Origin of the sequence: Qipengyuania sp. RANM35 (assembly GCF_041021145.2) — a bacterium.
GTDB classification, from domain to species: Bacteria; Pseudomonadota; Alphaproteobacteria; order Sphingomonadales; family Sphingomonadaceae; genus Qipengyuania; species Qipengyuania soli.
Genome location: NZ_CM196433.1, coordinates 2534758 through 2558427, shown reverse-complemented (window position 1 = coordinate 2558427; position 23670 = coordinate 2534758). Strand labels below are relative to the sequence as shown.

At 62.6% G+C, this 23670-nt stretch carries 29 protein-coding genes; 14 read left to right on the top strand and 15 right to left on the bottom strand.

Translation table 11 applies throughout. From position 1 onward, the window contains the following. Positions 1–155 precede the first annotated feature (155 nt). Both RAM60_RS12830 and RAM60_RS12825 read left to right on the top strand, forming a co-directional pair. Positions 156–449, top strand: a complete 294-nt coding sequence (locus tag RAM60_RS12830) for a UrcA family protein (RefSeq protein ID WP_369026444.1) — start codon at positions 156–158, stop codon at positions 447–449. A 143-nt stretch (positions 450–592) separates the two neighbouring features. Continuing rightward, the gene (locus tag RAM60_RS12825; RefSeq protein WP_369026445.1) at positions 593–886 is read left to right on the top strand and encodes a UrcA family protein; all 294 of its coding nucleotides are present in this window, start codon (positions 593–595) and stop codon (positions 884–886) included. A 100-nt stretch (positions 887–986) separates the two neighbouring features. On the opposite strand, the gene RAM60_RS12820 is transcribed toward RAM60_RS12825, so the two are convergent. From RAM60_RS12820 to RAM60_RS12810, 3 genes are all read right to left on the bottom strand, one after another. After that, complete coding sequence (locus RAM60_RS12820; RefSeq protein WP_369026446.1) at positions 987–1736, bottom strand: LytR/AlgR family response regulator transcription factor; 750 nt, start codon at positions 1734–1736, stop codon at positions 987–989. Further along, the gene (locus RAM60_RS12815) at positions 1729–2958 is read right to left on the bottom strand and encodes a sensor histidine kinase (protein WP_369026447.1); all 1230 of its coding nucleotides are present in this window, start codon (positions 2956–2958) and stop codon (positions 1729–1731) included. Before RAM60_RS12815 ends, RAM60_RS12820 begins: the two co-directional genes overlap by 8 nt. A gap of 80 nt (positions 2959–3038) precedes the next feature. Further along, positions 3039–4565: a fumarate hydratase gene (locus RAM60_RS12810; RefSeq protein WP_369026448.1), complete on the bottom strand. Its 1527-nt coding sequence runs from the start codon at positions 4563–4565 to the stop codon at positions 3039–3041. A gap of 148 nt (positions 4566–4713) precedes the next feature. Between RAM60_RS12810 and RAM60_RS12805 the strand changes: the two genes are divergently transcribed. The 5 genes from RAM60_RS12805 to RAM60_RS12785 are packed head-to-tail and all read left to right on the top strand — an operon-like array spanning position 4714 to position 9874. Further along, complete coding sequence (locus RAM60_RS12805) at positions 4714–5313, top strand: protein-L-isoaspartate O-methyltransferase family protein (RefSeq protein ID WP_369026449.1); 600 nt, start codon at positions 4714–4716, stop codon at positions 5311–5313. After that, positions 5314–6795 carry a TolC family outer membrane protein gene (locus RAM60_RS12800; protein ID WP_369026450.1) on the top strand — a complete coding sequence of 494 codons (1482 nt, stop codon included), beginning with the start codon at positions 5314–5316 and terminating at the stop codon, positions 6793–6795. It begins immediately after the preceding gene. Positions 6796–6847: 52 nt separating this feature from the next. Beyond that, complete coding sequence (locus RAM60_RS12795; protein ID WP_369026451.1) at positions 6848–7333, top strand: DUF2497 domain-containing protein; 486 nt, start codon at positions 6848–6850, stop codon at positions 7331–7333. Between the two features lie 46 nt (positions 7334–7379). After that, complete coding sequence (locus tag RAM60_RS12790; RefSeq protein ID WP_369026452.1) at positions 7380–9500, top strand: S9 family peptidase; 2121 nt, start codon at positions 7380–7382, stop codon at positions 9498–9500. After that, a complete protein-coding gene (locus RAM60_RS12785; RefSeq protein ID WP_369026453.1) occupies positions 9497–9874 on the top strand; it encodes a (2Fe-2S) ferredoxin domain-containing protein in 378 nt (125 codons plus the stop codon). Before RAM60_RS12790 ends, RAM60_RS12785 begins: the two co-directional genes overlap by 4 nt. Here RAM60_RS12785 and RAM60_RS12780 read toward each other — a convergent pair. Beyond that, complete coding sequence (locus RAM60_RS12780; protein WP_200981719.1) at positions 9871–10161, bottom strand: hypothetical protein; 291 nt, start codon at positions 10159–10161, stop codon at positions 9871–9873. The genes RAM60_RS12785 and RAM60_RS12780 overlap by 4 nt on opposite strands. A 113-nt stretch (positions 10162–10274) precedes the next feature. Between RAM60_RS12780 and RAM60_RS12775 the strand changes: the two genes are divergently transcribed. Genes RAM60_RS12775 through xth form a run of 3 tightly spaced genes read left to right on the top strand, consistent with a single transcriptional unit; the run spans position 10275 to position 11869 of the window. Then, a complete protein-coding gene (locus RAM60_RS12775; protein WP_369026454.1) occupies positions 10275–10706 on the top strand; it encodes a CBS domain-containing protein in 432 nt (143 codons plus the stop codon). Between the two features lie 31 nt (positions 10707–10737). Further along, positions 10738–11067, top strand: coding sequence for a HesB/IscA family protein (locus RAM60_RS12770; RefSeq protein WP_200981717.1), 330 nt, complete (start codon positions 10738–10740; stop codon positions 11065–11067). A 10-nt stretch (positions 11068–11077) separates the two neighbouring features. Next, complete coding sequence (gene xth, locus RAM60_RS12765; RefSeq protein WP_369026455.1) at positions 11078–11869, top strand: exodeoxyribonuclease III; 792 nt, start codon at positions 11078–11080, stop codon at positions 11867–11869. 55 nt (positions 11870–11924) lie between these two features. Here the strand turns inward: xth and RAM60_RS12760 are convergent, their stop codons facing one another. The 9 genes from RAM60_RS12760 to RAM60_RS12720 all read right to left on the bottom strand — a co-directional run bounded on the left by RAM60_RS12760 (position 11925) and on the right by RAM60_RS12720 (position 17921). After that, positions 11925–12581, bottom strand: a complete 657-nt coding sequence (locus tag RAM60_RS12760) for a cell wall hydrolase (protein WP_369026456.1) — start codon at positions 12579–12581, stop codon at positions 11925–11927. Positions 12582–12780: 199 nt separating this feature from the next. After that, a complete protein-coding gene (locus RAM60_RS12755) occupies positions 12781–13119 on the bottom strand; it encodes a DUF1491 family protein (protein ID WP_369026457.1) in 339 nt (112 codons plus the stop codon). Beyond that, positions 13116–13586: a PaaI family thioesterase gene (locus RAM60_RS12750; protein WP_369026458.1), complete on the bottom strand. Its 471-nt coding sequence runs from the start codon at positions 13584–13586 to the stop codon at positions 13116–13118. The genes RAM60_RS12755 and RAM60_RS12750 overlap by 4 nt, the downstream gene beginning before the upstream one ends. Before the next feature lie 16 nt (positions 13587–13602). Continuing rightward, a complete protein-coding gene (gene hpf, locus RAM60_RS12745; RefSeq protein WP_200981712.1) occupies positions 13603–14172 on the bottom strand; it encodes a ribosome hibernation-promoting factor, HPF/YfiA family in 570 nt (189 codons plus the stop codon). A 69-nt stretch (positions 14173–14241) separates the two neighbouring features. Further along, the gene (gene dnaQ, locus RAM60_RS12740; protein WP_369027323.1) at positions 14242–14937 is read right to left on the bottom strand and encodes a DNA polymerase III subunit epsilon; all 696 of its coding nucleotides are present in this window, start codon (positions 14935–14937) and stop codon (positions 14242–14244) included. 50 nt (positions 14938–14987) lie between these two features. After that, positions 14988–15593: a dephospho-CoA kinase gene (gene coaE / locus RAM60_RS12735; protein WP_369026459.1), complete on the bottom strand. Its 606-nt coding sequence runs from the start codon at positions 15591–15593 to the stop codon at positions 14988–14990. Next, on the bottom strand, positions 15590–16444 hold the full coding sequence (locus RAM60_RS12730; protein WP_369026460.1) for a shikimate dehydrogenase family protein: 855 nt from the start codon (positions 16442–16444) through the stop codon (positions 15590–15592). Before RAM60_RS12730 ends, coaE begins: the two co-directional genes overlap by 4 nt. After that, a complete protein-coding gene (locus RAM60_RS12725; RefSeq protein WP_369026461.1) occupies positions 16441–17046 on the bottom strand; it encodes a Maf family protein in 606 nt (201 codons plus the stop codon). Before RAM60_RS12725 ends, RAM60_RS12730 begins: the two co-directional genes overlap by 4 nt. Continuing rightward, positions 17043–17921 carry a pyruvate, water dikinase regulatory protein gene (locus tag RAM60_RS12720; protein ID WP_200981707.1) on the bottom strand — a complete coding sequence of 293 codons (879 nt, stop codon included), beginning with the start codon at positions 17919–17921 and terminating at the stop codon, positions 17043–17045. Before RAM60_RS12720 ends, RAM60_RS12725 begins: the two co-directional genes overlap by 4 nt. Positions 17922–18203: 282 nt before the next feature. Here RAM60_RS12720 and hemE point away from each other — a divergent pair, with 282 nt between their 5' ends. The 4 genes from hemE to RAM60_RS12700 all read left to right on the top strand — a co-directional run bounded on the left by hemE (position 18204) and on the right by RAM60_RS12700 (position 21671). After that, the gene (hemE, locus tag RAM60_RS12715; RefSeq protein ID WP_369026462.1) at positions 18204–19229 is read left to right on the top strand and encodes a uroporphyrinogen decarboxylase; all 1026 of its coding nucleotides are present in this window, start codon (positions 18204–18206) and stop codon (positions 19227–19229) included. Positions 19230–19262: 33 nt separating this feature from the next. Continuing rightward, positions 19263–19706 carry a CopD family protein gene (locus tag RAM60_RS12710; protein ID WP_200981705.1) on the top strand — a complete coding sequence of 148 codons (444 nt, stop codon included), beginning with the start codon at positions 19263–19265 and terminating at the stop codon, positions 19704–19706. Positions 19707–19870: 164 nt separating this feature from the next. Further along, positions 19871–21136, top strand: coding sequence for a transcription termination factor Rho (rho, locus tag RAM60_RS12705; protein WP_200981704.1), 1266 nt, complete (start codon positions 19871–19873; stop codon positions 21134–21136). A gap of 13 nt (positions 21137–21149) precedes the next feature. Then, positions 21150–21671 carry an AAA family ATPase gene (locus tag RAM60_RS12700; RefSeq protein ID WP_369026463.1) on the top strand — a complete coding sequence of 174 codons (522 nt, stop codon included), beginning with the start codon at positions 21150–21152 and terminating at the stop codon, positions 21669–21671. Here the strand turns inward: RAM60_RS12700 and RAM60_RS12695 are convergent. Next, positions 21666–22067 (bottom strand): nuclear transport factor 2 family protein, encoded by a 402-nt coding sequence (locus RAM60_RS12695; RefSeq protein WP_369026464.1) that lies wholly within the window; start codon positions 22065–22067, stop codon positions 21666–21668. The genes RAM60_RS12700 and RAM60_RS12695 overlap by 6 nt on opposite strands. Then, complete coding sequence (locus RAM60_RS12690; protein ID WP_369026465.1) at positions 22052–23662, bottom strand: FMN-binding glutamate synthase family protein; 1611 nt, start codon at positions 23660–23662, stop codon at positions 22052–22054. Before RAM60_RS12690 ends, RAM60_RS12695 begins: the two co-directional genes overlap by 16 nt. Between the last annotated feature and the right edge of the window lie 8 nt (positions 23663–23670).

The window sequence follows — 23670 nt, the reverse complement described above, 5'->3', positions numbered from 1 at the left end:
TCGTCGGCCAAACCCGGCGGCCCGTCCAATGCACGTGTCGTCCGTCGATTCCAGCGTGCGACTACAAATGTAGCCATTCAATATTGGTGCTGCGGAGGGTCCTTTACGAACCCAGTCCCCCGAAACCGGGCCCTCCGCAGACCCGGAGGAATCCCATGACCAAGACCCTTGTCTCACTCGCCGCGATAAGCCTCGCACTTTCGGCAACCAGTTCCCAGGCTGAAACGATGGTCGTACCCTTTGCCGACCTCAATCTTGCCACCCCGGAAGGCCAGGCACGGCTGGCCCAGCGCGTCGACGCCGCTGCCCGCTCAGTGTGTGGCGTCAACGAAGCGCGTGTAGGGACGCGCATTCGCGACAAACAGGCCGCAAAGTGCTTCGAGGCGGCCAAGGCAAAGGCCCATGCCCAGTTTGCCGCGGCAGCGGCGCAGAACGAAAAGGGCGGCTGATCACGAGAAGTCGCCTCGGCGCTGTCGTCGGGGCGGCAATTTTCGTCGGCCAATTCAAGCAGTTGGTCGAAGCACCCTCCACTCTTGTGTATTACTACACTAACTCACCATTGGGGCTGTCGAGCAATTAGGAAGGACAAGAAATGAAATCCCCCATCATTGCACTTGCCGCAGCCAGCCTCGCAATCTCGGCTTCGCCCTCCGCCGCCCGCGAAATGCGCGTCGCCTACAGTGACCTCGACCTTTCCCACGTTGAAGGTCAGGCCGCGCTCGACACAAGGGTCCGCTCGGCGGCGCGGGTCGTGTGTGGCTATGGCACTTCGAACATGCGTTCCATCTCTTCACGCGCCGACAAGCACCGCTGCTACCGCGCGGCCATGGAGCGCGCACGGTCCAACATCGCAGCTGTCACAGAGCAGCGCACCTCGGGCGGTTGACCCCCAGTCCCCGCTTAGGGCCTTGGCCCCGGCCGGACGCAGTCCCCCGGCCGGGGCCATTCTTTTTGGAATTGTCGTGAGAAAAGATGACGGCGCGAACCTAGCGCCCGGCCATCGCTTTCACCTTGGGAAGGTAAGTGCGACCGATGCGCAATGCCTCGCCATCCTCCATCTCGACCGACCATACCCCAAGGCCATCATGCCTGAGACCGGTAATGCGATCACGCCGGAGGATAGTGGAGCGGTGAATGCGGATGAACTTTGCAGGATCGAGACGCTTCTCCAGGCCTGCAATCGTCTGGAGCAGGAGGTACGTGCGCGCATCATCGCCATCACCGACATGAAGGCGGACATAATCCCGCTCTGCATCGATGCGGCCGACTTCGGAGGTAGCAATTCGGATCAATTCGGAACGATGCGGGATCCACAGCTCCTCAAGCCAGCGGCTGTCCTCGCGGCCTTCTTCGCCGCGCCGTGCTAGGGCCCTTTTGATAGCGCGTTCCAGGCGTTCGGGCTTTACGGGCTTCAACACATAGTCGACCGCATCGAGATCGAAAGCCTCGACCGCATAGTTGTCATGCGCCGTCACAAACACGACCGCCGGCCGCTCGGCCTGCGAGGCGAGTTTGCGGGCGACTGACAGGCCATCGACTTCCGGCATCGTCATGTCGAGCAGCACGAGATCGGGGGTCAGCGCCTCGATCAGGCGCAATGCCTGCGCCCCGTCACTTGCGGTACCGACAACAGCAAGGTCGTCCAGTTTCGAGCAAATAACTTGCATGCGCTCCACCGCAAGCGGTTCGTCGTCGACGATAAGTGTGCGCAGTTTTTCGGCAGGTTCCTCAGCCATGTTTCACCAAAGGCAATCTCAGTTCGGTTTCGTAACCCTGCAAAGCCGGACCGGAAGTGACGGTCGCCTCGTTGCCGAAACGCGCCTCGAGCCGGTCGCGCACGTTCGCAAGCCCGATGCCGAAACCGCCCGACTGCCCGGCGGGGACTCCGGGGCCGTCGTCGCTGACCCGCAGCACGAGCCTTCCGTATTCCTCGCGTGCAACGATCGAAACGGTAACCGGCTTCGCGCTGGCCGACACGCCGTATTTGACCGAGTTCTCGACCAGCGGCTGCAGGATCATGCCAGGGACCTTATAGTTCGCGAGTTCTGGCGGGAGGTCGACCCTCACGCGCAGGCGCTCGGGAAAACGCACTGCCTCGATCTCGAGATAGTGTTCTTGCAGGTCGATCTCGTCCGCCAGCGTCACCTCGCCGGTCGAATCGTCGGCCAGGCTGTGGCGATAGAAACGCGAGATGGTCTGGATCATCTGCTCAGCGCGGTCGGCCTTGCCTGTCATCACCAAGGCGCTCAGCGAATTGAGCGTGTTGAAGAGAAAGTGCGGATTGACCTGGTAGCGCAGCGAACGCAGCTCTGCGGCCTTGGCGGCCGAACGGAATCGCTCGCCACGCCGCTCGGCCTCGCGCGCCCGTGCCCCGGCGAGCAACGCGAAGTAGATCGCCGCCCATGCCAGTAGCAGGAAGTACTGGCTTAACGCCAGCTCGATGAGCCTCAGCCATTGGTCGCGTGTGGTTTCGCCCGGCAGGACCACCTTGCCGAGGACTGGGGAGGTCGGCCTGAGCGAATCGTCGAACTCTCCGCTGCCCGGTGTCGGCGCCTCGATGATGATGTTGCCCGCTTCGTCACGCTTGAGCGAGAAGCCGCGTTCGGCCGCAATCTTGCTTTCCAGCTTGTCCTGCACGTCGGCGAAAACCGCCTTGTTGATCTGCGCGATCAGCATGGATGTCGGCAGGGCCAAGAGCACCGCCGCACTGATCTGAAGCGCCAGCGAGCGATGATCGAAGAGGCGCAGGACCATCCATAACAGCACGGTCGCAACCACGCCGCCAGCCACCACCAGACCACGGCGCATCAGCAAGTCGGGCTGGATGTCGAGGCCGACAATAAACCCGCGCAAGGTGAATATGACGAAATAGGCCAGCCACAGCCCGATGATCGACATCAGGACCGTGCGAAGGGTCAGTCGCGCCGGAGAATCCGCAAGAGAGTGGTCGAACGTCAAAACAGCTTAGCTCTGCCCTTCGCGCCCGCCGATTGCCAGAGCCGCGGTCGACATTCCTGTGCGGTTGGTCGAGCGCAACGTCATTCGGCGGGCTCGAAATCCCCTTCGGCGATGCGACGGCGCCATTCGGCAGGCGCAAGCGTGTGGACGTTGTTGCCCCGCGCATCGACCGCCACCGTCACCGGCATGTCCTGCACCTCGAACTCGTAGATGGCTTCCATGCCAAGATCCTCGAAGGCCACGACCCGCGCACCCTTGATCGCTCTGCTGACGAGATAAGCCGCACCACCGGTCGCCATCAGGTAGGCGACCTTGAAACGACTGATCACCTCGACCGCATTGTGGCCGCGCTCGGCCTTGCCGATCATCGCAAGCAGCCCGAGGTCGAGCATCATCTCGGTGAACTTGTCCATGCGGGTGGCCGTAGTCGGTCCGGCAGGGCCGACAACTTCACCCATCACGGGGTCGACCGGGCCGACATAGTATATCGCACGCCCCTTGAAATCGACCGGCAGCTGCTCTCCCGCATCGAGCATGTCCTTGATGCGCTTGTGCGCCGCATCGCGCCCGGTGAGCATCTTGCCCGACAGCAGCAGGCGGTCACCGTCCTGCCAGCTGGCCACTTCTTCCGGAGTAAGGTTGTCGAGGTCGACCCGCTTCGCAGCCGCATCAGGCTGCCAGGTGACTTGGGGATATTCGGCGATGTTCGGCGGATCGAGATAGGCCGGTCCGCTGCCGTCGAGCGTGAAATGCGCATGCCGCGTGGCGGCGCAGTTCGGGATCATCGCGATCGGCTTGCCCGCAGCATGGCAGGGCGCATCGAGAATCTTCACATCGAGAACAGTCGAAAGACCGCCCAGCCCCTGTGCGCCGACACCCATGGCATTGACGGCATCGAAGATGTCGATGCGCAACTGCTCGATATCGGTCTGTGCACCACGTGCCTTCAACTGGCCCATGTCGATCGGGTCCATCAGCGAGAGCTTGGCGAGCTTCATGCAGTGCTCGGCCGTCCCGCCAATGCCGATGCCGAGCATGCCCGGCGGGCACCAGCCGGCACCCATCGAGGGAATTTGCTCGACCACCCATTCGACGATATTGTCGCTGGGGTTCATCATCTTGAACTTCGACTTATTCTCGCTGCCGCCGCCCTTGGCCGCAACATCGATGCTGACGGTGTTGCCCGGGACCATCTCAACAGAAAGGACGCTCGGTGTGTTGTCGCGCGTGTTGCGGCGGGTGAAGGCGGGATCTGCAAGGATCGAGGCGCGCAGCTTGTTGTCCGGATGGTTGTAGGCGCGGCGTACACCCTCATCGACAACCTCCTGCAGCGACTTGTCCGAACCCAGTCGGCAATTCTGGCCCCATTTCACGAAGACGTTGACGATGCCCGTGTCCTGGCAAATCGGCCGATGCCCCTCTGCGCACATGCGGCTGTTGGTGAGGATCTGCGCGATCGCATCCTTCGCCGCCGGGCCTTTCTCCGCCTCATAGGCCTCGCCCAAGGCGCGGATGTAATCCATCGGATGGTAATAGGAGATGTATTGCAGTGCGTCGGCGACGCTCTCGATCAGGTCGTCTTCGCTGATGGTCACCATGTCGCTCATCGCGGCGCATTCCCTTGTTGCAGATTTGCGCTCCTCCCTAGTCACGATTGCCGCCATTGGTCAAAGCGCTTGGACACAAGGGCGCTTGCGCTTAAAGCAACGCAAGCTTGACCTAGCGTGTTATTCGAATAATACAGTGCAAGAGACCATGACCACGACCCTCGCCCCCACGTCCGATTTTGCCGCCGCACGCCGCGCGATGATCGATAGCCAGCTTCGCACCAGCGGAGTCAACGAAGCCTTCGTTCTCGAACGCATGGGCACCGTCGCCCGCGAGGACTTCGTGCCCGAAGCGCTGCGAAGCACCGCCTATACCGACCGCGCAATCCGGCTTGGCGAAGGCAAGGCGCTGCCGTCCCCGCTGTTCCACGGGATGATGCTTGCGGAAGCCCAGCCCAATTCCGGTGACGATGTGCTCGTTATCGTCGGTGGCAGCGGTTATCTCGCTGCGCTTGTGGAGCCACTGGTCGGCTCGCTGCGTTCCATGGATCCCGAAGAGGCGCTGGGTGGCCGCAAGAAGGGGGCCTACAGCCTTGTCCTTATCGACGGGGCGGTTGAACACCTCCCCGCTGCCATTGCCAAGCTGGTCGCCGAAGGCGGCCGCATCGTGACAGGTCTGGTTGAGAACGGTGTCACGCGCCTCGCCACGGGCCGCAAGGCCGCAGGGTCGCTGGCACTGCTGCCGCTAGCCGAAATCGGCGTGCCGCGGCTGCGCCAGTTCGACCGGCCCGCTAGCTGGAGTTTCTGAATGCGATTGAACGGCGTCGCCCGTCGGCTGGCAGTAACCACTGCGCTTGCCGGATGCGTTCTTGCGGTGCCGGCATCCGCCGACACGCTGCAGGAAGCGCTCACCGAAGCATACCTGCATAACCCTCTCCTGCTTGCAGCACGCGCAGGGCAGCGCGCAACCGACGAGAGCGTCGTCATCGAGAAGAGCGCGGGCCGACCAAATGTCTCGAGCACTGCGACTTACACGGAGATTGTCGAGGGCGCTTCGCCGAACGGTCCCGACCGCCTCTTCAGCGCTGGCGTCGACCTTGGCGTGCCGATCTATTCCGGTGGCGCGGTCCGCAATTCGATCAAAGCCGCCGAGAACCGTGTAGAGGCGGGCCAAGCCGACCTCCGAGGAACGGAAAGCGCGATATTCACCCAGGTTGTTGCCGCCTACATGGATGTGCTGCGAGGCCAGGCAGTAGTGGCGCTCTCGTCCAACCAGGTCGACGTGCTGGGTGTAAACCTGCAAGCGACCAGCGACCGTTTCGAGATCGGTGATCTCACGCGCACCGACGTGGCGCAATCGCAGTCACGCCTCGCCCTCGCCCAGGGCGATCTTCGCAGCGCGCAGGCCAACCTCATCAGCGCGCGCGAGAACTACATCGCGCTTGTCGGCAAAGCTCCCGACAATCTCCAGCCGCCCCCGCCGCTGCCGAACCTTCCGTCAGACGTCGATTCGGCAGTCGATGTGGCGCTCGAAAACAACCCCGATCTCCTCGCTGCCAAGGAGCGTGCGCGGGCATCGGAATACGATATCGACGTTGCCGGATCGGGCCGCCTGCCCCGCGTTTCGGTATTCGCGGGCTACGATTACCAGAATACGCTCAACTCGCTGCGCCTGGCCGATGGTACTGCAGCGCCTTCGCAATCGGGGCGTGACGGCCAGGTGGGTGTCTCGCTACGCCTGCCGCTGTTCCAAGGCGGCTTGCCCGCAGCGCTCGAACGCCAGGCACAGGCCCGCTCGGCCGCTGCTCTCGAGCAGGTGATCGCCACCGAACGCGATGTCATCGCGCAAGTCCGGGCCGCATGGTCGAGCTGGAAGGCAGCCCTCGCAATCATCGAAAGCAGCCAGGTGGCCGTCGATTCGGCATCGCTAAGCCTCGAAGGCGTGCGGGCCGAGAACTCGATCGGCAATCGTACCATCCTCGACGTGCTCAATGCCGAACAGGAATTGCTGCGCTCCCAGGTCCAGCTCGTTACCGCGCGCCGCAATGCCTACGTCGCCGGCTTCTCGCTGCTCGCAGCCATGGGCCGGGCAGAGGCCCGCGATCTCGGGTTCGTCGGCGAAGGCATCCTCTACGATCCGGCCACGAACTACGACCGGGTCAAGGGAAAGTGGTTCGATTGGGAGAGCGAATCCGACCCCGAAGTGCAGTCCACGCGCACAGTCGACGTGCCTGCACCAAATGCCGACGTCCCGGAAGAGGATGAAATCACTTCGCAAACCGGTTATTGAGGGCTTCAGGCGAATCGGTGGTCCCGATTCGGGACAGGGGCAGTGAGGCACGATGCAGCAACCGGGTGAACCGTCGGTCGAAGAGATCCTTGACTCGATCAAGAAGGTCATTGCGCGCGACAATCGCGACGGCATGATCGCCGAACGCCGTCGTCGCGCAACCGCGGAGCGCGAAGACGTCGTCGAACCTGCCGACGAGGAGGAGGCCATCGAGGTCCTGGAACTCGATTCCGACTACGCGATGGAGCACGCGCACGCCGAACCTGAATGTGTCGACGCGGCGGATGAAGAGGACGAGGACGCCCTCACCCGCGGCGACACGCGCGAAGCGATGCGGCAGAACTTTGCCGCCCTCGCCATGCTCGCGCAGCCCGGCAAGGCGCCGCAGATCGTCCGTTCCGGCGAAACCTCGCTCGAAGGACTGGTGCGCGAAATGCTTCGCCCGATGCTGGCGCAATGGCTCGATGACAATCTTCCCGCCATGGTCGAGGAACTGGTCAAGGCCGAGATCGCCCGCATCGCCGGCAAGAAGTCCTGACGACACCCCCTTAACTTTGCCGTCGCGCGGGCCTAGAGCCGCGCACATGACAAGAAGCATCCGGGTCGCAATCCCGTTCGCCAGCGCCTTTGCGCTCCTCGCTGCCAACCCGCTCGCTGCCGAGAGCCGCGAGCCGATGAGCGCGCAGGACCTCGTCACCATGCCGCGCCTTGGCGCGCCTGCAGTGGATCCCACGGATACGCTTGCCGTCTATCCGGTGACCGAGACCGATCCGGAGACCTATGCGCGTAAGGGCGCTCTTTGCCTGCGCTCGCTGAAACAGCTCGACGCGAAGCCGATAAGGCTCGACCTCGAAGCCTCGGATGCACGCTTCGGCGGCGACGGATGGCTTTACTACCTCGCCGACGATGCCGATGGCGGCGACGCGGCGACCAGCCAGGTCTGGCGCGCCCGAGTGGCGGTAGATGGCACGGTTAGCGATGCAGCTCAGGTCACCCGCCTACCACGCGCGGTGAACGGTTTCGTCCTCTCGCAGGATGCCAAGCGGATCGCTGTCTTCACCGAGATTTCCCGCGCGTGCGCCTCGCTCGATTGCGATGACAGCGCAAAGCCCTTCACGCCCGGTCCGGGGACGGGGCGTCTCTACCAAGGCGACGGCGGTTTCGTGCGGCACTGGGATCACTGGGAAACGCCGGGCACATACAACCGCACTTTTGTTTTCCAGCTCCAGAACGGGGAAGTCGCCGGTAATGGTATTGCCGCGGACGGTCCGGATGGGGCCGGTGGCCCCAGCGGCGATACGCCAACCATGCCCTTCGGCGGCAATGAGGACATTGCCTTCGCACCCGACGGCAAGAGCCTCTATTTCGTGGCGCGCGAGGCGGATGCGAAGGAGCCCTATTCCACCAACCTCGACATCTGGTGGTCGGATCTTTCCGGCAGCGGACCGGTGAACCTGACCGCTGCGAACGAGGCGATGGACATGCTGCCCGCACCCTCGCCCGACGGGCGGTACCTCGCATACGTTGCGATGGAACGTCCGACCTACGAGGCCGACAGGCAAGTCGTCATGCTGCGCGACCTGAAGACCGGCAAGCTTAGTGCACTCACGGCCAAGGCCGACCTCTCTTTCGGCTCGCTTGCGTGGACGCCGGATTCGCGCTGGATTGTCGCAACGGCTCAGGATGTACTCGACACACCCGCGTTCCGGATCGATCCGCGCAGCGGCGCGGTCGAAAAGCTTGACCTTATGGCCGGGAACGAGGCCCACATCGGCAATGTCGTCCCGCTGCGCTCTGGCGGCCTGCTGTTCACCCGCGATTCGATCGGCGCGCCGCCGGAAATGTATCTCTCGCGCAAGTGGGGTCAGGCGAAGCCGCTGACCGATGTCGCGATGAGCCGCATGGGCACGCTCGCCCCGGTTTCGGTCGAACGCTTCAGCTTCCCCGGCGCGAATGGCGACACGGTCTGGGGTCAGATCACCAAGCCCGACGGCATTCAGGGCAAGCTGCCCGCCATCCTCTACGTCCATGGGGGACCGCAGGGGTCGTTCAACGACAGCTGGTCGAACCGCTGGAACCCGCGCGTCGTCGCAAGCCAGGGATATGCGGTCATCTCGGTCGATTTTCACGGGTCCACCGGATACGGCCAGGCCTTCACCGACAGCATTCGGAACGACTGGGGCGGCAAACCGCTCGAGGACCTGCAGAAGGGCCTCGCCCACGCGCTTTCGATCGACAAGCAGATCGACGGCACGCGAGCCTGCGCCATGGGCGCGTCATACGGCGGCTACATGATGAACTGGATCGCAGGGCAGTGGTCGGACCGCTTCGACTGCCTCGTCCAGCATGACGGCGTTTTCGATGCCCGGGCCATGGCCTACGAGACCGAGGAGCTGTGGTTCGACATCTGGGAGCATGGCGGCAAGAAATATTACGAGGACCCCGCAGCCTACGAACGCTGGAATCCGGCGAACCACGTGGACAAGTGGAAGACGCCGATGCTGGTCATCACCGGCGAAAAGGATTTCCGCATTCCCTACACGCAGGGCATCGCCTCTTTCACGGCACTGCAGATGCGCGGGATTCCCAGCCAGCTTCTGGTCTTTCCGGACGAGAACCACTGGGTGCTCAAGCCTAAGAACTCGCTGCAATGGCACAACACTGTGTTCGCGTGGCTCGACCGTTGGCTGAAGGTCGCCGAATGAGTGCAAAGGCCAAGGATCTGCGCAAGGCCGAGGCCGCGCTCGCCAAGATTGGCGGGGCGACGGTCGAGCGGCAGATCTTCCTGTGCGCGATTTCCGAGAAGCAGAAATGCTGTCGCCGCGAGGAGGGCGAGGCTGCGTGGAAATTCCTCAAGAAGCGACTTAAGGAGCTCGGCCTCGTGGGGCCGGGCGGCAAGGTCCAGCGGACCAAGGCCGACTGCCTCCAGATTTGTGAGGCGGGGCCGATCGCGGTCGTCTGGCCGGACAACGTCTGGTACCATTCGTGCAACGAAGAAGCGCTCGAAGCGATCATCCAGCGCCACCTCATCGGCGGTGTGCCCGTAGAGGAGTACCGCTTGCGTCCCGAAGCCGACTAGTCGCGGTCGTTCAGCGGATCCTCGATGGCCTCATCGTGGCCGGTGCCCGACGAGAGGAACATCAGGCCCATCAGCGCGCTCGCCAGCAGCATGGTGAAACCGATGCCTAGAGCCGCGGCGATATAGTAGTGGATCGAGACCTCCTCGGTCCCGAACTTCCACAGCAGCGCGAGCGATATGGCTACCACCCCGATGGTAAGCAGGAACATGAAGCGCATGATCCGCCGGAATCGGGCCCAGGCGAATGCTGCCTGCTGGGGATCATCGAGGGGGGACTTCCTGCTCATGTTCAAGGCGTTTGGACATTGGGCTGAACGGATTCAATGGCTGATGTGTGCACGATTCGCTTTTCGGCCCTGAAAATGGCATTCTCCCCGCATAGCTTGCGGAGGAGGTGGCAATGGACATCGGTACCATGATCGCGGGGCGGACGAGCGCGGAGGTCATATCCTGCGGAGTCGACACACCCGTTCGCGACGCCATAGCGATCCTGGCGGACCGTCGCATCGGTGCCCTGCCGGTCATGGAACATGGGCGGGTCGTCGGCATCTTTTCCGAACGCGATGTGGTCTACAGGCTGGCAAACGAAGGGGATGCATGCTTGTCCCGGTCGATGGGCGAGGTCATGACCTCGCCACCGATAACGGTCGAGCGACGGACAGGCATTCTCGACGCGCTGGCCCTGATGACGCGCCGGCGCATCCGTCACTTGCCGGTCGTGGATGGCGAGGCGATGTGCGGCTTCATATCCATCGGCGATCTGGTGAAGGCCCGCCTCGACGAGATCCAGAGCGAAGCCGAGGCCATGCGCGAGTATATCCAGACCGCTTGAGGCGGGGCGCCAGGCACCCTACATCCAGCAGATGAACACCACGCCCACCTTGACCGAGGCCGCAGCCGCTCGCGTTTCCGCTATCGCGCAGAAACAGGCCAAGCCCGCTATCCTGCGCCTGTCGGTTGAAGGAGGCGGCTGTTCGGGCTTCCAGTACAAGTTCGACCTCGCTGCCGCTCCCGAAGGGGATGATGCGGTGAGCGAAACCGCGGGCGTCCGGCTCGTCGTCGACCCCGTCAGCCTGGACCTCGTCGCCGGTAGCACGGTGGATTTCGTCGAATCGCTTGGCGGCGCCGCATTCCGGGTCGAAAATCCGCAAGCCGCTGCAGGTTGCGGTTGCGGATCGAGTTTCGGCATCTAGTGTCCGGGCGATGAAAATCGCCAGCTTCAACATCAACGGTATCAAGGCCCGCCTGCCGCGGCTGAAGGAATGGCTCGAGGGGACCCGGCCCACCGTCGCCTGCTTGCAGGAAATCAAGACGATGGACGACGGATTCCCTGCCGACGAGTTCGAAGCCATCGGCTACAAGGCGATCTGGCATGGCCAGAAGAGTTTCAACGGCGTCGCCATCCTTGCCGATGGCGTCGAGCCGCTCGAAATCAAGCGCGGCCTGGGGATCGACGGTCCCAAGGACGGCGAGGGCGAACAGGCTCGCTATCTCGAGGCCGAGGTCAACGGCGTGCGCATCTGCAACCTCTACCTGCCCAACGGCAATCCGCATCCCGGGCCCAAGTTCGATTATAAGCTTGCGTGGATGGACAAGCTGCGCGCCCGTATGCGCGAGATCTGGGCCGAGGAAATCCCGGCTGTCGTGCTTGGCGACTTCAATGTGATCCCCGAAGACAAGGACGTCTGGTCGGTCAAGGCGATGCAGGACGACGCGCTGATGCAGCCCGAGTCGCGCGACGCCTATGCCCGTTTGCTTGGGGACGGCTGGACCGATGCGATCAACACGCTCAACCCACGCGGTGGCGTTTGGACCTATTGGGATTACCAGGCAGGCGCATGGCAGCGCGACCATGGATTTCGGATCGACCACCTGCTCCTGTCACCCGAGCTGGCCGATCGCATGACCGCGGCGGGCGTCGATAAGGAATATCGCGGACGCGAGAAAGCCAGCGACCATACCCCGGTCTGGGTCGAGATCGCGGATCACTCGTAGCAGGAGGGCCGCCGCGCCAGGCGACGGCCACGTTTAACGCAAGCGTCAGCCGCAATCAGCGATAGAAGACGTGCGTATCGATGGTCGCCGTGGCGACCTTCTTGCGGCTCCAGCTGGGCTTCACGTACTTGGCATGGAAATAGAGTGCTTCGCCGGCTTCGCTGTCCCACAGGCCGCGATGCGCAATGCGCGCGATCGCCTTGGCATTGCGCCATGCAGCGGAACTCGTGCGAATATGCGGCATGCGACCGCCCTTCACGAAGGAGAATTGCGAGCGCTGGTAGACCACACCGCAATAGCTGGAGGGGAAGCGCCCGTCCTGGCTGCGATTGATGATCACCTGTGCCACAGCCAGCTGGCCGGAAAGGGGTTCGCCGCGCGATTCGAAGTAAATTGCGCCGGCAAGGCACTGGAGTTCGGCTGAAAGCTCGCCGGTCGCCGGCATGGCTGCGACCAGTTCGCGCAGGCTTTGTGCGCGCGGCTCTTCCTCGGATTCCTGAATTTCTTCACGAGCTTCCTCGGGAAGCTCTTGGACCACTTCCTTCTCCACGAAGACCGGCACGACCTCTTCGGTCAGCGGTGCCTCGGAGGCGGTGATCTGAGTCGCATTCGCTGCGACCTGGGCGTTTGCGCCGGAACTATCCATCCCGACAAAAGTTAGTGTTACGGCAGCCGCGATCGCCGCGGTAAAACCGGTAGTCTTGCGAACCATGATTCCGAAACATTCGGCGGTTGATGGTCTGGCGCAGGCTGGGACCCACGCGCGTTTATTGCGTCGTGGTAATCGGGTCCGTTGCGGGCCTGCCGGCCATCCCCCGTCTGCGTGCTAGCGCGTCGGCCGTATTGCCGAACTGACGCCGCCTCCGCATCGAAGTGGGGCGCCACATAGTCACAACTGAAACCGTGTCAACCTAAGTAACCATGGTTGAGATGAAGCGTTCTGCGTTAACGATATCCAGTTCGATCACCCAGGCATCGGGGTCCTGCTTCATCCTGCGACCGACATATTCTTCGAAATCAATCTTATTTTCAATATCTTGCTTGCGTGAAGCGGTGTATGGGCGCGTGCCGTCGAGATGGGGCATACGCTCCCACAGGATGGCATTATTGCCACGGTCAGTCGTTAATATCAGGATCGTTCCCGCGTCTCGTTCGCCACGTTTAAGCACTGCCGCGAAGCCGCCATTGCTTTCCACGAGGCGAAGTAGGGCGCTCACTTCGAGATGGGCAGGGAGCCGTGCGTCGCTCATGCCGCATCTTCCAGTGCGTAGCCCGATAGCCCCGAAAGGGCGATGTGTGAGCGCATGAAAGTGCCTGTGCCTCGGCCGATCTCTTCTCCCTCGGCATCAATGAGCCGAGCTTCCGCGACGAAGACTCGCTTCCGACCGCTGATCCATTTCCCCTCCGCGACCACCTTTCCGTCACGCACCGGCTTGGTGAAATGGAGGTTGAAGGAGGTTGTCAGGAGGAAGCGATCGGTTACGAGGCTGTTGGCTGCATAGAAAGCTGCATCGTCGAGCATCTTGAAGTAGATCGTACCATGCGCAGCTCCTGCAGCGTGGTAGAACTCCTCCGACACGTAGAATGTGATGCGCGAGAGTCCATCACCGGGAATTTCGATGCTTGAGCGAAACAGCGCATTGACCGGGGCTGACGCATATAGGTTCTCGAGCGCGCGAAAATGACGCTCCGCCCCGCTTATTGCGGCCCCGGTCATACCGTCCTCCGCTTGTCTAGCGCGGCTCGACCCAGCCGATCGATCCGTCGTGACGGCGATAGACCATATTGTGCTGTTCGCTCCCCGCGTTCTTGAACAGCAGGGCATTGGCGTTCTGCAGGTCGAGCATCATCACCGCATCGGCCACGCTGCATTCGGGGATGATCGCACGCGTTTCGGCGATGATCGGAGGGCTGTCGGCGGTGACCTCTTCCTCGTCGTCCGTGTCGGGAGCGCCAAGAATTGTGTAGGCCGCCTCTTCTTCGCGAATGGCGTGACTGGCTTGCTCGTGACGATCCTGGATCCGTCGCTTGTAACGGCGCAGCTGCTTTTCGATCTTGCCCGCTGCGGAATCGAATGCCTGGTGCACGTCGTGGGCTTCGGCGTGACCCTTTAAGATCAGGCCTTGCATGACATGGGTGACGATATCGGAAGTGAAGGAACCGCCCGGCCCCTTGCCAAAGGTGACATGCGAGGAGATCGCGCGGTTGAAATACTTGTCGACGATGGAGTTCAGTCGATCACCCACGTGCTCCTGAAGAGCGGCGCCGGTATCGATCTGGTGGCCAGAGACGCGAATATCCATCTTATCGTTTTCTCCTTTGTCCTACCCGCCGATCCCGCTTCCGACCCCGTCCGCCGGCATCTCCGCAACCTAGCCCCAGAGAGGGTTCTCGATCCCGGACATGAATTCCCTGTGTCGTGCCAGTTCAGCCTGGCTGGCCGCATGCGGCCGCGGCTCGCGGCGCGGTCCGTCAGGTGCCTTGCGCACAGCGATAACCTCACTTGCAACGACAGTTTCGCGCGCCGCGATCTCCGCTGCCAGTTCCAATCCGATCTGCCGACCGCCCTTCAGCTCGACATAGACCTGCGCCAGCAGTTCGGCATCGAGCAGCGCCCCGTGCTTTACGCGATGGCTGCGATCGATGCCGTAGCGCGAACACAGCGCGTCAAGCGATAGCTTCGCGCCGGGATGGCGCTTCTTGGCGATAGCGACGGTGTCGATCATGCGGCTCATGCAGACGGCGTCGCGTCCGCAGAATTCCAGTTCGGCATTGAGGAAGCCGAAGTCGAAGCCGGCATTGTGCGCGACCAAAGGTGCATCGCCAAGGAACTCGATGAGTTCGCCAGCCATGTCCTTGAACAATGGCTTGTCCGACAGGAAGGCAGCAGAAAGCCCGTGCACTGCCTCTGCCCCTGCGGGCATGTCGCGCTCGGGATTGAAATAGGCGTGGAAGGTTGCGCCTGTCGGTACGAGATTGAACATTTCGATGCAGCCGATTTCGACCATCCGGTCCCCGCTTCTGGGGTCTAGGCCGGTGGTCTCGGTATCGAATACGATTTCGCGCATCATGCAATCTATCGGCCTCTCTCGGGCGGATTTCAAGTGCTGCGGATCACCTATTTCTTTGCTCGTTCGGCACGCAGATGGGTGATGAGGTCGATGACCTCGGTCTCGGTTTCCTCCACCGATGTCCCTGTGTCGACGATGTAGTCCGCCCGTTCCCGCTTTTCGGCATCGGGAACCTGCAACGAAAGAATATGAGCGAATTTCTCCTGCGTCATGCCGGGTCGGGCCAGCACACGTGCGCGTTGAGTCTCCGCAGGGGCAGAAACCACCACGACCTTGTCGACTGCCGCCGCGCCGCCCTTTTCGAACAGCAGGGGTATGTCGAACACGACAACTGGTGCACCGGCATGTTCGATCAGGAACGCCTCGCGCTTCCTCGCCACTGCCGGATGGACGATCGCCTCCAATCGGGCCAACGCCTCCTTGTCGCCGAAAACCTTCTGGCCAAGCTCGTCGCGCAACACGCCCGCAGGCCCGGTTGTGCCAGGGAAGGCTGCTTCAATCGCCGGGATCAATTCTCCATTTGCGCCCTGCATGGCGCGCACTTCCGCATCGGCATCGAACACGGGCACCCCTGCGGCCTCGAACATCGTCGCAACTGTAGACTTTCCCATTCCGATCGAGCCGGTGAGACCAACTATCAGGGGGCGGGTCATGCGCTCAGCCTTTTTCGCAGTTCGGCATCATGTTCGCGCGGCGGCTCGACGCCGAAGAAACGGGTGAAGGCTGCCGCCGCCTGTCCGATGAGCATGGATAGACCATCGATAGTCTTGAAGCCGGCCTCGCGTGCACCCTTGAGGAATTCGGTCTCGACCGGGTCAGTCACGATGTCATAGGCAATCGATCCCGGTGGCGCATGACTCCAATCGAAGGCGAGGGCCGGTTGCCCGCGCATGCCCAGGGGGGACGCATTGACGACGAGGTCGCAGCAACCTTCGCGATCGTCGAATGCAAAGTACGTCGCCTCAGCAAAATGGTCCAGCAAGGTGGTATGATGTTCGCCGCCCGGGTCGAGTTGGTCGAGCATTGCGCGGGCCTTGTCCGGGTTACGGCCAGCGAGAACCAGGGTGAACCCTTGGCCCGCAAGGCCAGTCACGATTGCACGCGCCGCGCCTCCCGTTCCGAGTATTCGTGCCATGCGGAAATAATGGGATTTCGCGAGATCGCCGGCGAGCGGTTCGAGGAAGCCTGACATGTCGGTGTTGGTCCCGACGAGCTGCCCATTCGAATCCCTGTAGATCGTGTTCACTGCGCCGATGGCACTCGCGATTTCGTCGATTCCTTCCAGAAAAGGTTGGACGGCCTGCTTGTGCGGCATGGTGACATTGCAGCCGCGCCATTCCGGATCTTCGCGTCGACTGGCGAAGTAGTCAGCCAGCCCTTCGCTCGTCACATGGGCTGCGCGATAATCCGCATCAAGGCCGAGTTTCGCGATCCAGAAGCCATGGATCGTGGGCGATTTCGACTGTACGATCGGATCGCCGACCACTTCGGCATAGGGCTTCATGCGGGCAGCACCCCATCCTCGCGCAGAGCATCGAGGACCTTAAGCAGCGGCATGCCGAGCACGGTGAACTGGTCGCCCATGATCGCTTCGAACAATTGCACGCCCGGACCCTCGATACGGAAAACCCCCACGCAATAGGAGACTGCTGGCCATTCGGTGTCGAGATAGGCTTCGATGAATTCATCGCTGAGGTCGCGAACCTTGAGGCGGGCAAAGTCGCTGTCGAGCCAGGTGATCCGCCCACCGCGGGCCAGCGCAGCGGCGCTGTGCAGCGTCATCACCTTGCCGGAAAAGAAGCGCAGGTGTTCCACGGCGTCCTCACGCGTCTTCGGCTTGTCGAAGCGGCGTCCGTCGACCTCCACGAGGGAATCCGAGCCGAGCACAAGTTCCTCACCGCATTGCGTCGAAACGGCACCGGCCTTGGCAGCAGCAAGCGCCTGCGCAATTTCGGCGGGGCCCGCGTCATCCATCTCCGCTTCAAGCGCCCGCTCGTCGACGTCCGCGGACATTGCACGGAAGGTGATCCCAGCCGCTTCCAGCATCGCCTTGCGCGAGGCGCTGTTGGAGGCCAGCACCAGCCCATTTCCGGCGATCCCGTTCATATCGGCTTCGCCCCTTGCGTCGTGCCGCGCGTCTCGCGTTCATTATAGAGGCGGATCACCGCAGCGGCGGTTTCCTCGATGGAACGGCGGGTGACGTCGATCACTGCCCAGCCGTTGTCTGCAAACATGCGCCGAGCGAAGGCAACTTCGGCCTTGACCTTTTCCTGGTCGGCATAGTCGGTTGTGCGCTCCTCGTTGAGGCTCAGGAGGCGGTTGCGGCGCACCTGCACCAGCCGCTCCGGCGCTGTGGTAAGGCCGACCACCATCGGGTTCTTGAGCTCGAACAGCTTGGGTGGTGGCGGGCTTTCGACCACCAACGGGATGTTGGCGACCTTGTAACCGCGATTGGCCAGGTAAATGCTGGTCGGCGTCTTCGAGCTGCGCGAAACGCCTGCGAGGACGATGTCCGCCTCTTCCCAGTTCTCCCACCCGACGCCGTCATCATGTGCGATGGTGAACTGGATCGCCTCGACCCGCTTGAAATAGGCCTGGTCCATCGCGTGCTGGCGACCGGGCTTGCCATGGGCTTCCTGCCCCAGCGCCTTTTCGAGTGCCTCGGTCACACGGTCTAGTATGGGGACGGCGGGCAGCCCTAGCTGGCGGCAGATCTCTTCCAGCCGATCGCGCGTTTCGGGATTGACCAGCGTAAAGAGGACTAGGCCAGGGTTTGCCTTGAGCTCCGGGGCAATGCGCTCGAGATGCTGGCGGCTTCGAACCATCGGCCAGAAATGGCGCATGACGTCCGCATCCTCGAATTGCGCGAGCGCGGCCTTGGCCAGCATCTCGAGCGTTTCGCCGGTGGAGTCTGACAACAGGTGGAGATGGACGCGGTTGGAAATGAGAGGCTCCGGCACCCTGTGGAGAAGCACCGGCATAAACCACGGGATAGGCCTGCCGACAAGTTCGGGAGGAACTTCCCTCCCCACAACGAGTCTTTCAGCAGGCGATTCCCGCACAGGTCGGTCGGGTTTTGGACAGGCTGGGGACAACAGGGATAAGTTTGACTCGACTCAAGCCGAGCCGCGAGTCGCATATCCGCTCGACCCTTTGCTTTGCGGGAGAATTCGGGCAGGGGCCGGTTATCCCTGAAATCCACAGGGCCAACAGACTCCATCAACTCTTATCTAAATAAATATATTGGATTGGACTCTTCCCGTATGCCCGGTCTCCTTCTCGATACGCTGAACGGAAAGCGCTCCTCGCGGGTGCCCATGTGGCTCATGCGCCAGGCCGGGCGTTACCTCCCCGAATACCGTGCCCTGAGGGAGCAGAAGGGCGGATTCCTCGAGATGGCTTACGACAGCGAGGCCGCCTGCGAGATCACGTTGCAGCCGATCGACCGTTTCGGATTCGACGGGGCAATCCTGTTTTCGGATATCCTGATCGTGCCGCATGCGATGGGCCAGGACCTGTGGTTCGAGGCGGGCGAGGGGCCAAAGCTTGCACCGAGACTCGTCGATGAAGCGCTCGATACGCTGTGTTCGGCGACCGAACGCTACGATCCGATCTACCAGACAGTCCGCCTGTGCCGCCAGCGTCTGCCAGAGGGCGTAACCATGCTCGGCTTTGCGGGCAGTCCCTGGACCGTCGCGACCTATATGGTGGCGGGCGAGGGCAGTCGCGACCAGCACGACGCGCGGGCCATGGCCTATCGCGATCCGGGTGCCTTGCAAGCGATTATCGATGCGATTGTCGAGCAGACCATCACCTATCTCTCCGGCCAGATCGAAGCCGGTGCGGAAGCGGTGCAATTGTTCGACAGCTGGGCAGGCAGCCTCGCTCCCGACCAGTTCGAACGCTGGGTCATCGCGCCCAATGCTGCCATCGTATCGGCATTGCGCGAACGACACCCGGATACTCCGGTCATCGGCTTTCCCAAGGGCTCGGGCGAGAAACTGCCCGCCTATGCGCGCGAGACCGGGGTTCAGGCCGTGGGGGTGGACGAGACGCTCGATCCGGATTGGGTCGCGAGGGAACTGCCTGCGGACATGCCGGTACAAGGCAATCTCGATCCGCTGCTGCTGCTTGCCGGAAGCCCCGAGCTCGAAAAGCGCGTGGCGACGATCCTGCGTGCCTTTGCCGGCCGGCCGCATGTCTTCAACCTCGGTCACGGCATCGACCGGCGCACGCCCATCGAACACGTCGAGCGGCTGATTTCGACTGTCCGCGGTTTCGAGGGGTGACGCACTCGTGCGCAATACCTACATAGCTTCGCGATGCAGGACGTGCTTGCCATGACCTACCTCTGGCTCAAGGCCGGACACATCATCTTCATGGTGTTCTGGATGGCGGGACTGTTCATGCTCCCCCGGCAGATGATCTATCTTCACGGCACTGCGCCGGGATCGGAAGAAGCGGCGTTGTGGGGCAAGCGCATGGGCCTCCTGCGCAAGATCATCCTGACGCCGAGCCTCGTCGTGGTGTGGGTTCTCGGCCTTGCGCTGGCTTCGTCCATCGGTGCCTGGGACCAGGGTTGGTTCCACGCCAAGCTGCTGGTGGTCGTTGCCCTTACCGGCTTTCACGGCTTCATGGTCGCCAAGTCCAAGGCCATGGTCGCGGGCGAGCGACCGCTGAGCGAGAAGCAGTTGCGCATGTGGGGTGAGTTTCCCGGCATCGCACTCGCGCTCATCGTGGTGCTGGTCGTCGTCAAACCCTTCTGACGCATCCGCCTATCGCTTTATGAATTGACGCATTTGCGGCGCGCCCGTAATTGCATCTCCACCGACTGGCTATAGGTCCCGCATCCAAGACGGGGCCGGGTCCGCTTTCTCCAAGCCCATATCGACCTGCCGGCCATCCCAACAGAATACTCTCGAGAAAACAAATGCATCTCAAAGACCTAAAAGCAAAAACCCCCGCCGAGCTGGTGTCGATGGCCGAAGAACTCGGTGTCGAAGGTGCCTCGACCATGCGCCGCCAGGACCTGATGTTCTGCATCCTGCGCGAACTGGCCGAGGACGAAGAATACGAAGAAAAGATCATGGGCATCGGCACCATCGAGGTGCTCCAGGACGGCTTCGGCTTCCTGCGCAGCCCCGAGGCGAACTACCTCGCCGGCCCCGACGACATCTATGTCTCGCCCAACCAGGTCCGCAAATGGGGGCTGCGCACCGGCGATACCGTCGAGGGCGAGATTCGCGCACCCAAGGAAGGCGAGCGCTACTTCGCGCTGACCAGCCTTGCCTCGGTCAATTTCGACGATCCCGACGCGGTCCGCCACCGGACCAATTTCGACAACCTCACGCCGCTCTATCCGGAAGAAAAGCTGACGCTCGACACCTTCGATCCGACGGTGAAGGACAAGTCGGCCCGCGTGATCGACATCATCTCGCCGCAGGGCAAAGGCCAGCGCGCGCTGATCGTCGCCCCGCCACGCACGGGTAAGACCGTGCTGCTGCAGAACATCGCCAAGGCGATCACCGACAACCACCCGGAAGTCTTCCTGCTGGTCCTGCTCGTCGACGAGCGTCCCGAGGAAGTCACCGACATGCAGCGCAGCGTGAAGGGCGAGGTCATCTCCTCGACCTTCGACGAGCCTGCCAACCGCCACGTCCAGGTCGCCGAAATGGTGATCGAGAAGGCCAAGCGTCTCGTCGAGCACAAGCGCGATGTCGTCATCCTGCTCGACTCGATCACCCGTCTCGGCCGCGCCTACAACACTGTCGTGCCGAGCTCGGGCAAGGTTCTCACCGGCGGTGTCGACGCCAACGCCCTGCAGCGCCCCAAGCGCTTCTTCGGCGCAGCACGTAACATCGAGGAAGGCGGTTCGCTCTCGATCATCGCCACCGCGCTGATCGACACCGGCAGCCGCATGGACGAGGTCATCTTCGAAGAATTCAAGGGCACCGGTAACTCGGAAATCGTCCTCGATCGTAAGGTCGCCGACAAGCGCATCTTCCCCGCGCTCGACGTGGGCAAGTCGGGCACCCGCAAGGAAGAGCTGCTGGTCGAGAAGGACAAGCTGTCGAAGATGTGGGTCCTGCGCCGTATCCTCATGCAGATGGGCACGGTGGACGCGATGGAATTCCTCCTCGACAAGATGAAGGATTCCAAGACCAACGAGGACTTCTTCGCGACGATGAACCAGTAAGGGTTCGGCGCGCATGCCCGCGATCCGGAGAGTGGCCGTCACCGGCGCTCCCGGGGCGGGCAAGTCCACATTGCTTGACGAGCTCGCACAGCGCGGCCTCCCGGTCGTGCGCGAGGTTGCCCGCCGCATCCTTCAGGGGGAGGGCGGCATGGAATTGCGCGAGCGCGACCCGCGCGGCTTCGCCGATGCCATGTTCATCGAGCAGATGTCGGAATGGCGGGCGGCCGACGCATCGCCCTCAATCTTCGACCGCGGTTTCGCGGATATCGTCGGCTTCCTCTGGCTGGAAGGCCTCGAGGTTCCGGCCGAAATCGATCGTGCCTGTCGTGACCTTCGTTTCGATGGGCCCGTGTTCCATGCCAGGCCCTGGCGCGAGATCTACACGCCCGATGACGAGCGCATCCAGGACTGGGATGCTGCCCTTGCCAGCGATGATGCCGTAGAACGCGCCTGGAGGCACTATGGCTACGATCTGGTCACCTTGCCCTTCGCCACCCCCGCAGAGCGCGCAGAGTTCGTTCTCGGGCGATTATGAGGCCTTCTGGCGTTCCAGCTGAGCGGCCATCTGTTCCCAGACCTTGTTCACCGCCTTCAACGGCCTGACCATGACCTTGAAATCGACGATATTGCCGTCCTCGTCGAAGCGGATGAGGTCGATGCCGTTGACGTGAATGCCGTCCATCGTGGTCTGGAACTCGATCATGGCATTCTCGCCATCGACCAGCTCGCGGACATATTCAAAACTCTCGTTGCCCAGCGTCTGTCCCGCGGCCGAAAGATAGGCCACCACAATCGGGCGCCCGACCTGCGGCGTGTGCACGACGGGCGAGTGGAACACCGCGTCTTCGCGGATGATGGCCGAGAGTGCCTCGGGCGAACTGCCGCCCTCGATGACCTCGTGCCAGCGCTTCAATCCTACCTTGGCCGACATGTCGCCTCCCCGAATGTGTGTGCCTGGGCCATTTCCCATTCCTCGGCATATTGCGTCGAAGCCGGATCGTCGAGCAACTGGTTCTCCTTGAGGAAACCGTAGATGTTGTCGATCCGGTCCGACTTTGCCGAATTGAGTCGCTCGGAAATATGGCAGGGTGCGATCTGCCACGGGTTCTCGAGCCCCATGGCGATGACCATTTCCCTTAGCGATGCGAGCGTCTGGCGCTGGAAGCGGGCGACGCGCTCGCCCTTGTCCTCGACCACGAGGCCGCGCTGGCGGGTCGCATCCTGTGTCGCCACGCCGGTGGGGCAGGCATCGGTATGGCACTTCATCGATTGCACGCAGCCCAGCGCGAACATGAAGGCGCGCGCCGAATTGCACCAGTCGGCACCCAGCCCGAGATTCATTGCGAGACCGGCGCCCGAATGGACCTTGCCTGCGGCACCAAGCCTGATTTCCTTCTTGAGCCCCGTGCCGACGAGCGCGTTGCGCACCAGGATCAGCCCTTCGCGCAGGGGCATGCCGAGACGGTTGGAGAATTCGACCGGTGCTGCCCCGGTCCCACCTTCCGCGCCATCGACGACGATGTAGTCGAGCCTGGTGCCGGTCTCGAGCATCGCCTTCATCAGCGCGAACACCTCGTGCGGCTGGCCGACGCACAGCTTGATGCCGACGGGCTTGCCACCGGAAAGGTCGCGCAGGCTGGCAGCCCATTCGAGCAATTCAACCGGGGTGGAGAAGCTTGAGTGCGCGGCGGGCGAGACGCAGGCTTCACCTTCGGATACGCCGCGCGCCTCGGCGATTTCGGCAGTGACCTTGGCTGCTGGCAGGACCCCGCCATGGCCCGGCTTCGCCCCCTGGCTGAGCTTGATCTCAATCATGCGGACCTGCTCTTCGCTGGCAGTCTCTGCGAACATGCCGGGGTCGAAAGCCCCATCCTTCGTGCGGCAACCGAAATAGCCGCTGCCGATCTCCCACACGAGATCGCCCCCATGTGAGCGATGGTAGCGCGAAAGGCCACCTTCGCCTGTGTCATGGTAGAACCCGCCCAGCGCCGCGCCCTTGTTCAGCGCCATGATCGCATTCGCCGACAGCGAACCGAAGCTCATCGCGGAGATGTTGAGGAGCGAGGAGGAGTAGGGCTTCGCACACTGCTCCGTGCCGACGGTGGTGCGCCATTCTTTTGGGGCATCCTCCTTCGGCACGATCGAATGGCCCAGCCACTCGTACTCGTCCGAATAAACGTCCAGCTCGGTGCCGAAGGGATGCGAATCGAGCTCGCCCTTGGCCCGCGCATAGACCAGCGCGCGCTCGTCATGGTTGAACGGCCGGCCCTCCAGGTCGCCTTCGACGAAATATGCACGAGCATAAGGGCGCAAATCCTCCATGATCCAGCGAATGTGCGCGAGCAGCGGATAGTTGCGCCACAGCGTATGGCGGCGCTGCAAGAAGTCGTAGATCGCCAGCGTCAGCAGCGGGAGGGTGACTACCAGGCCCCAGCGCAGGTTCTCCACCAGCGCACAGATCGCGGCGAGCAGCACCACAACCAGCGTCGGTCCGAAGCGCATGAACAGCTCGGACGATTCGCGCATTTGCGCGC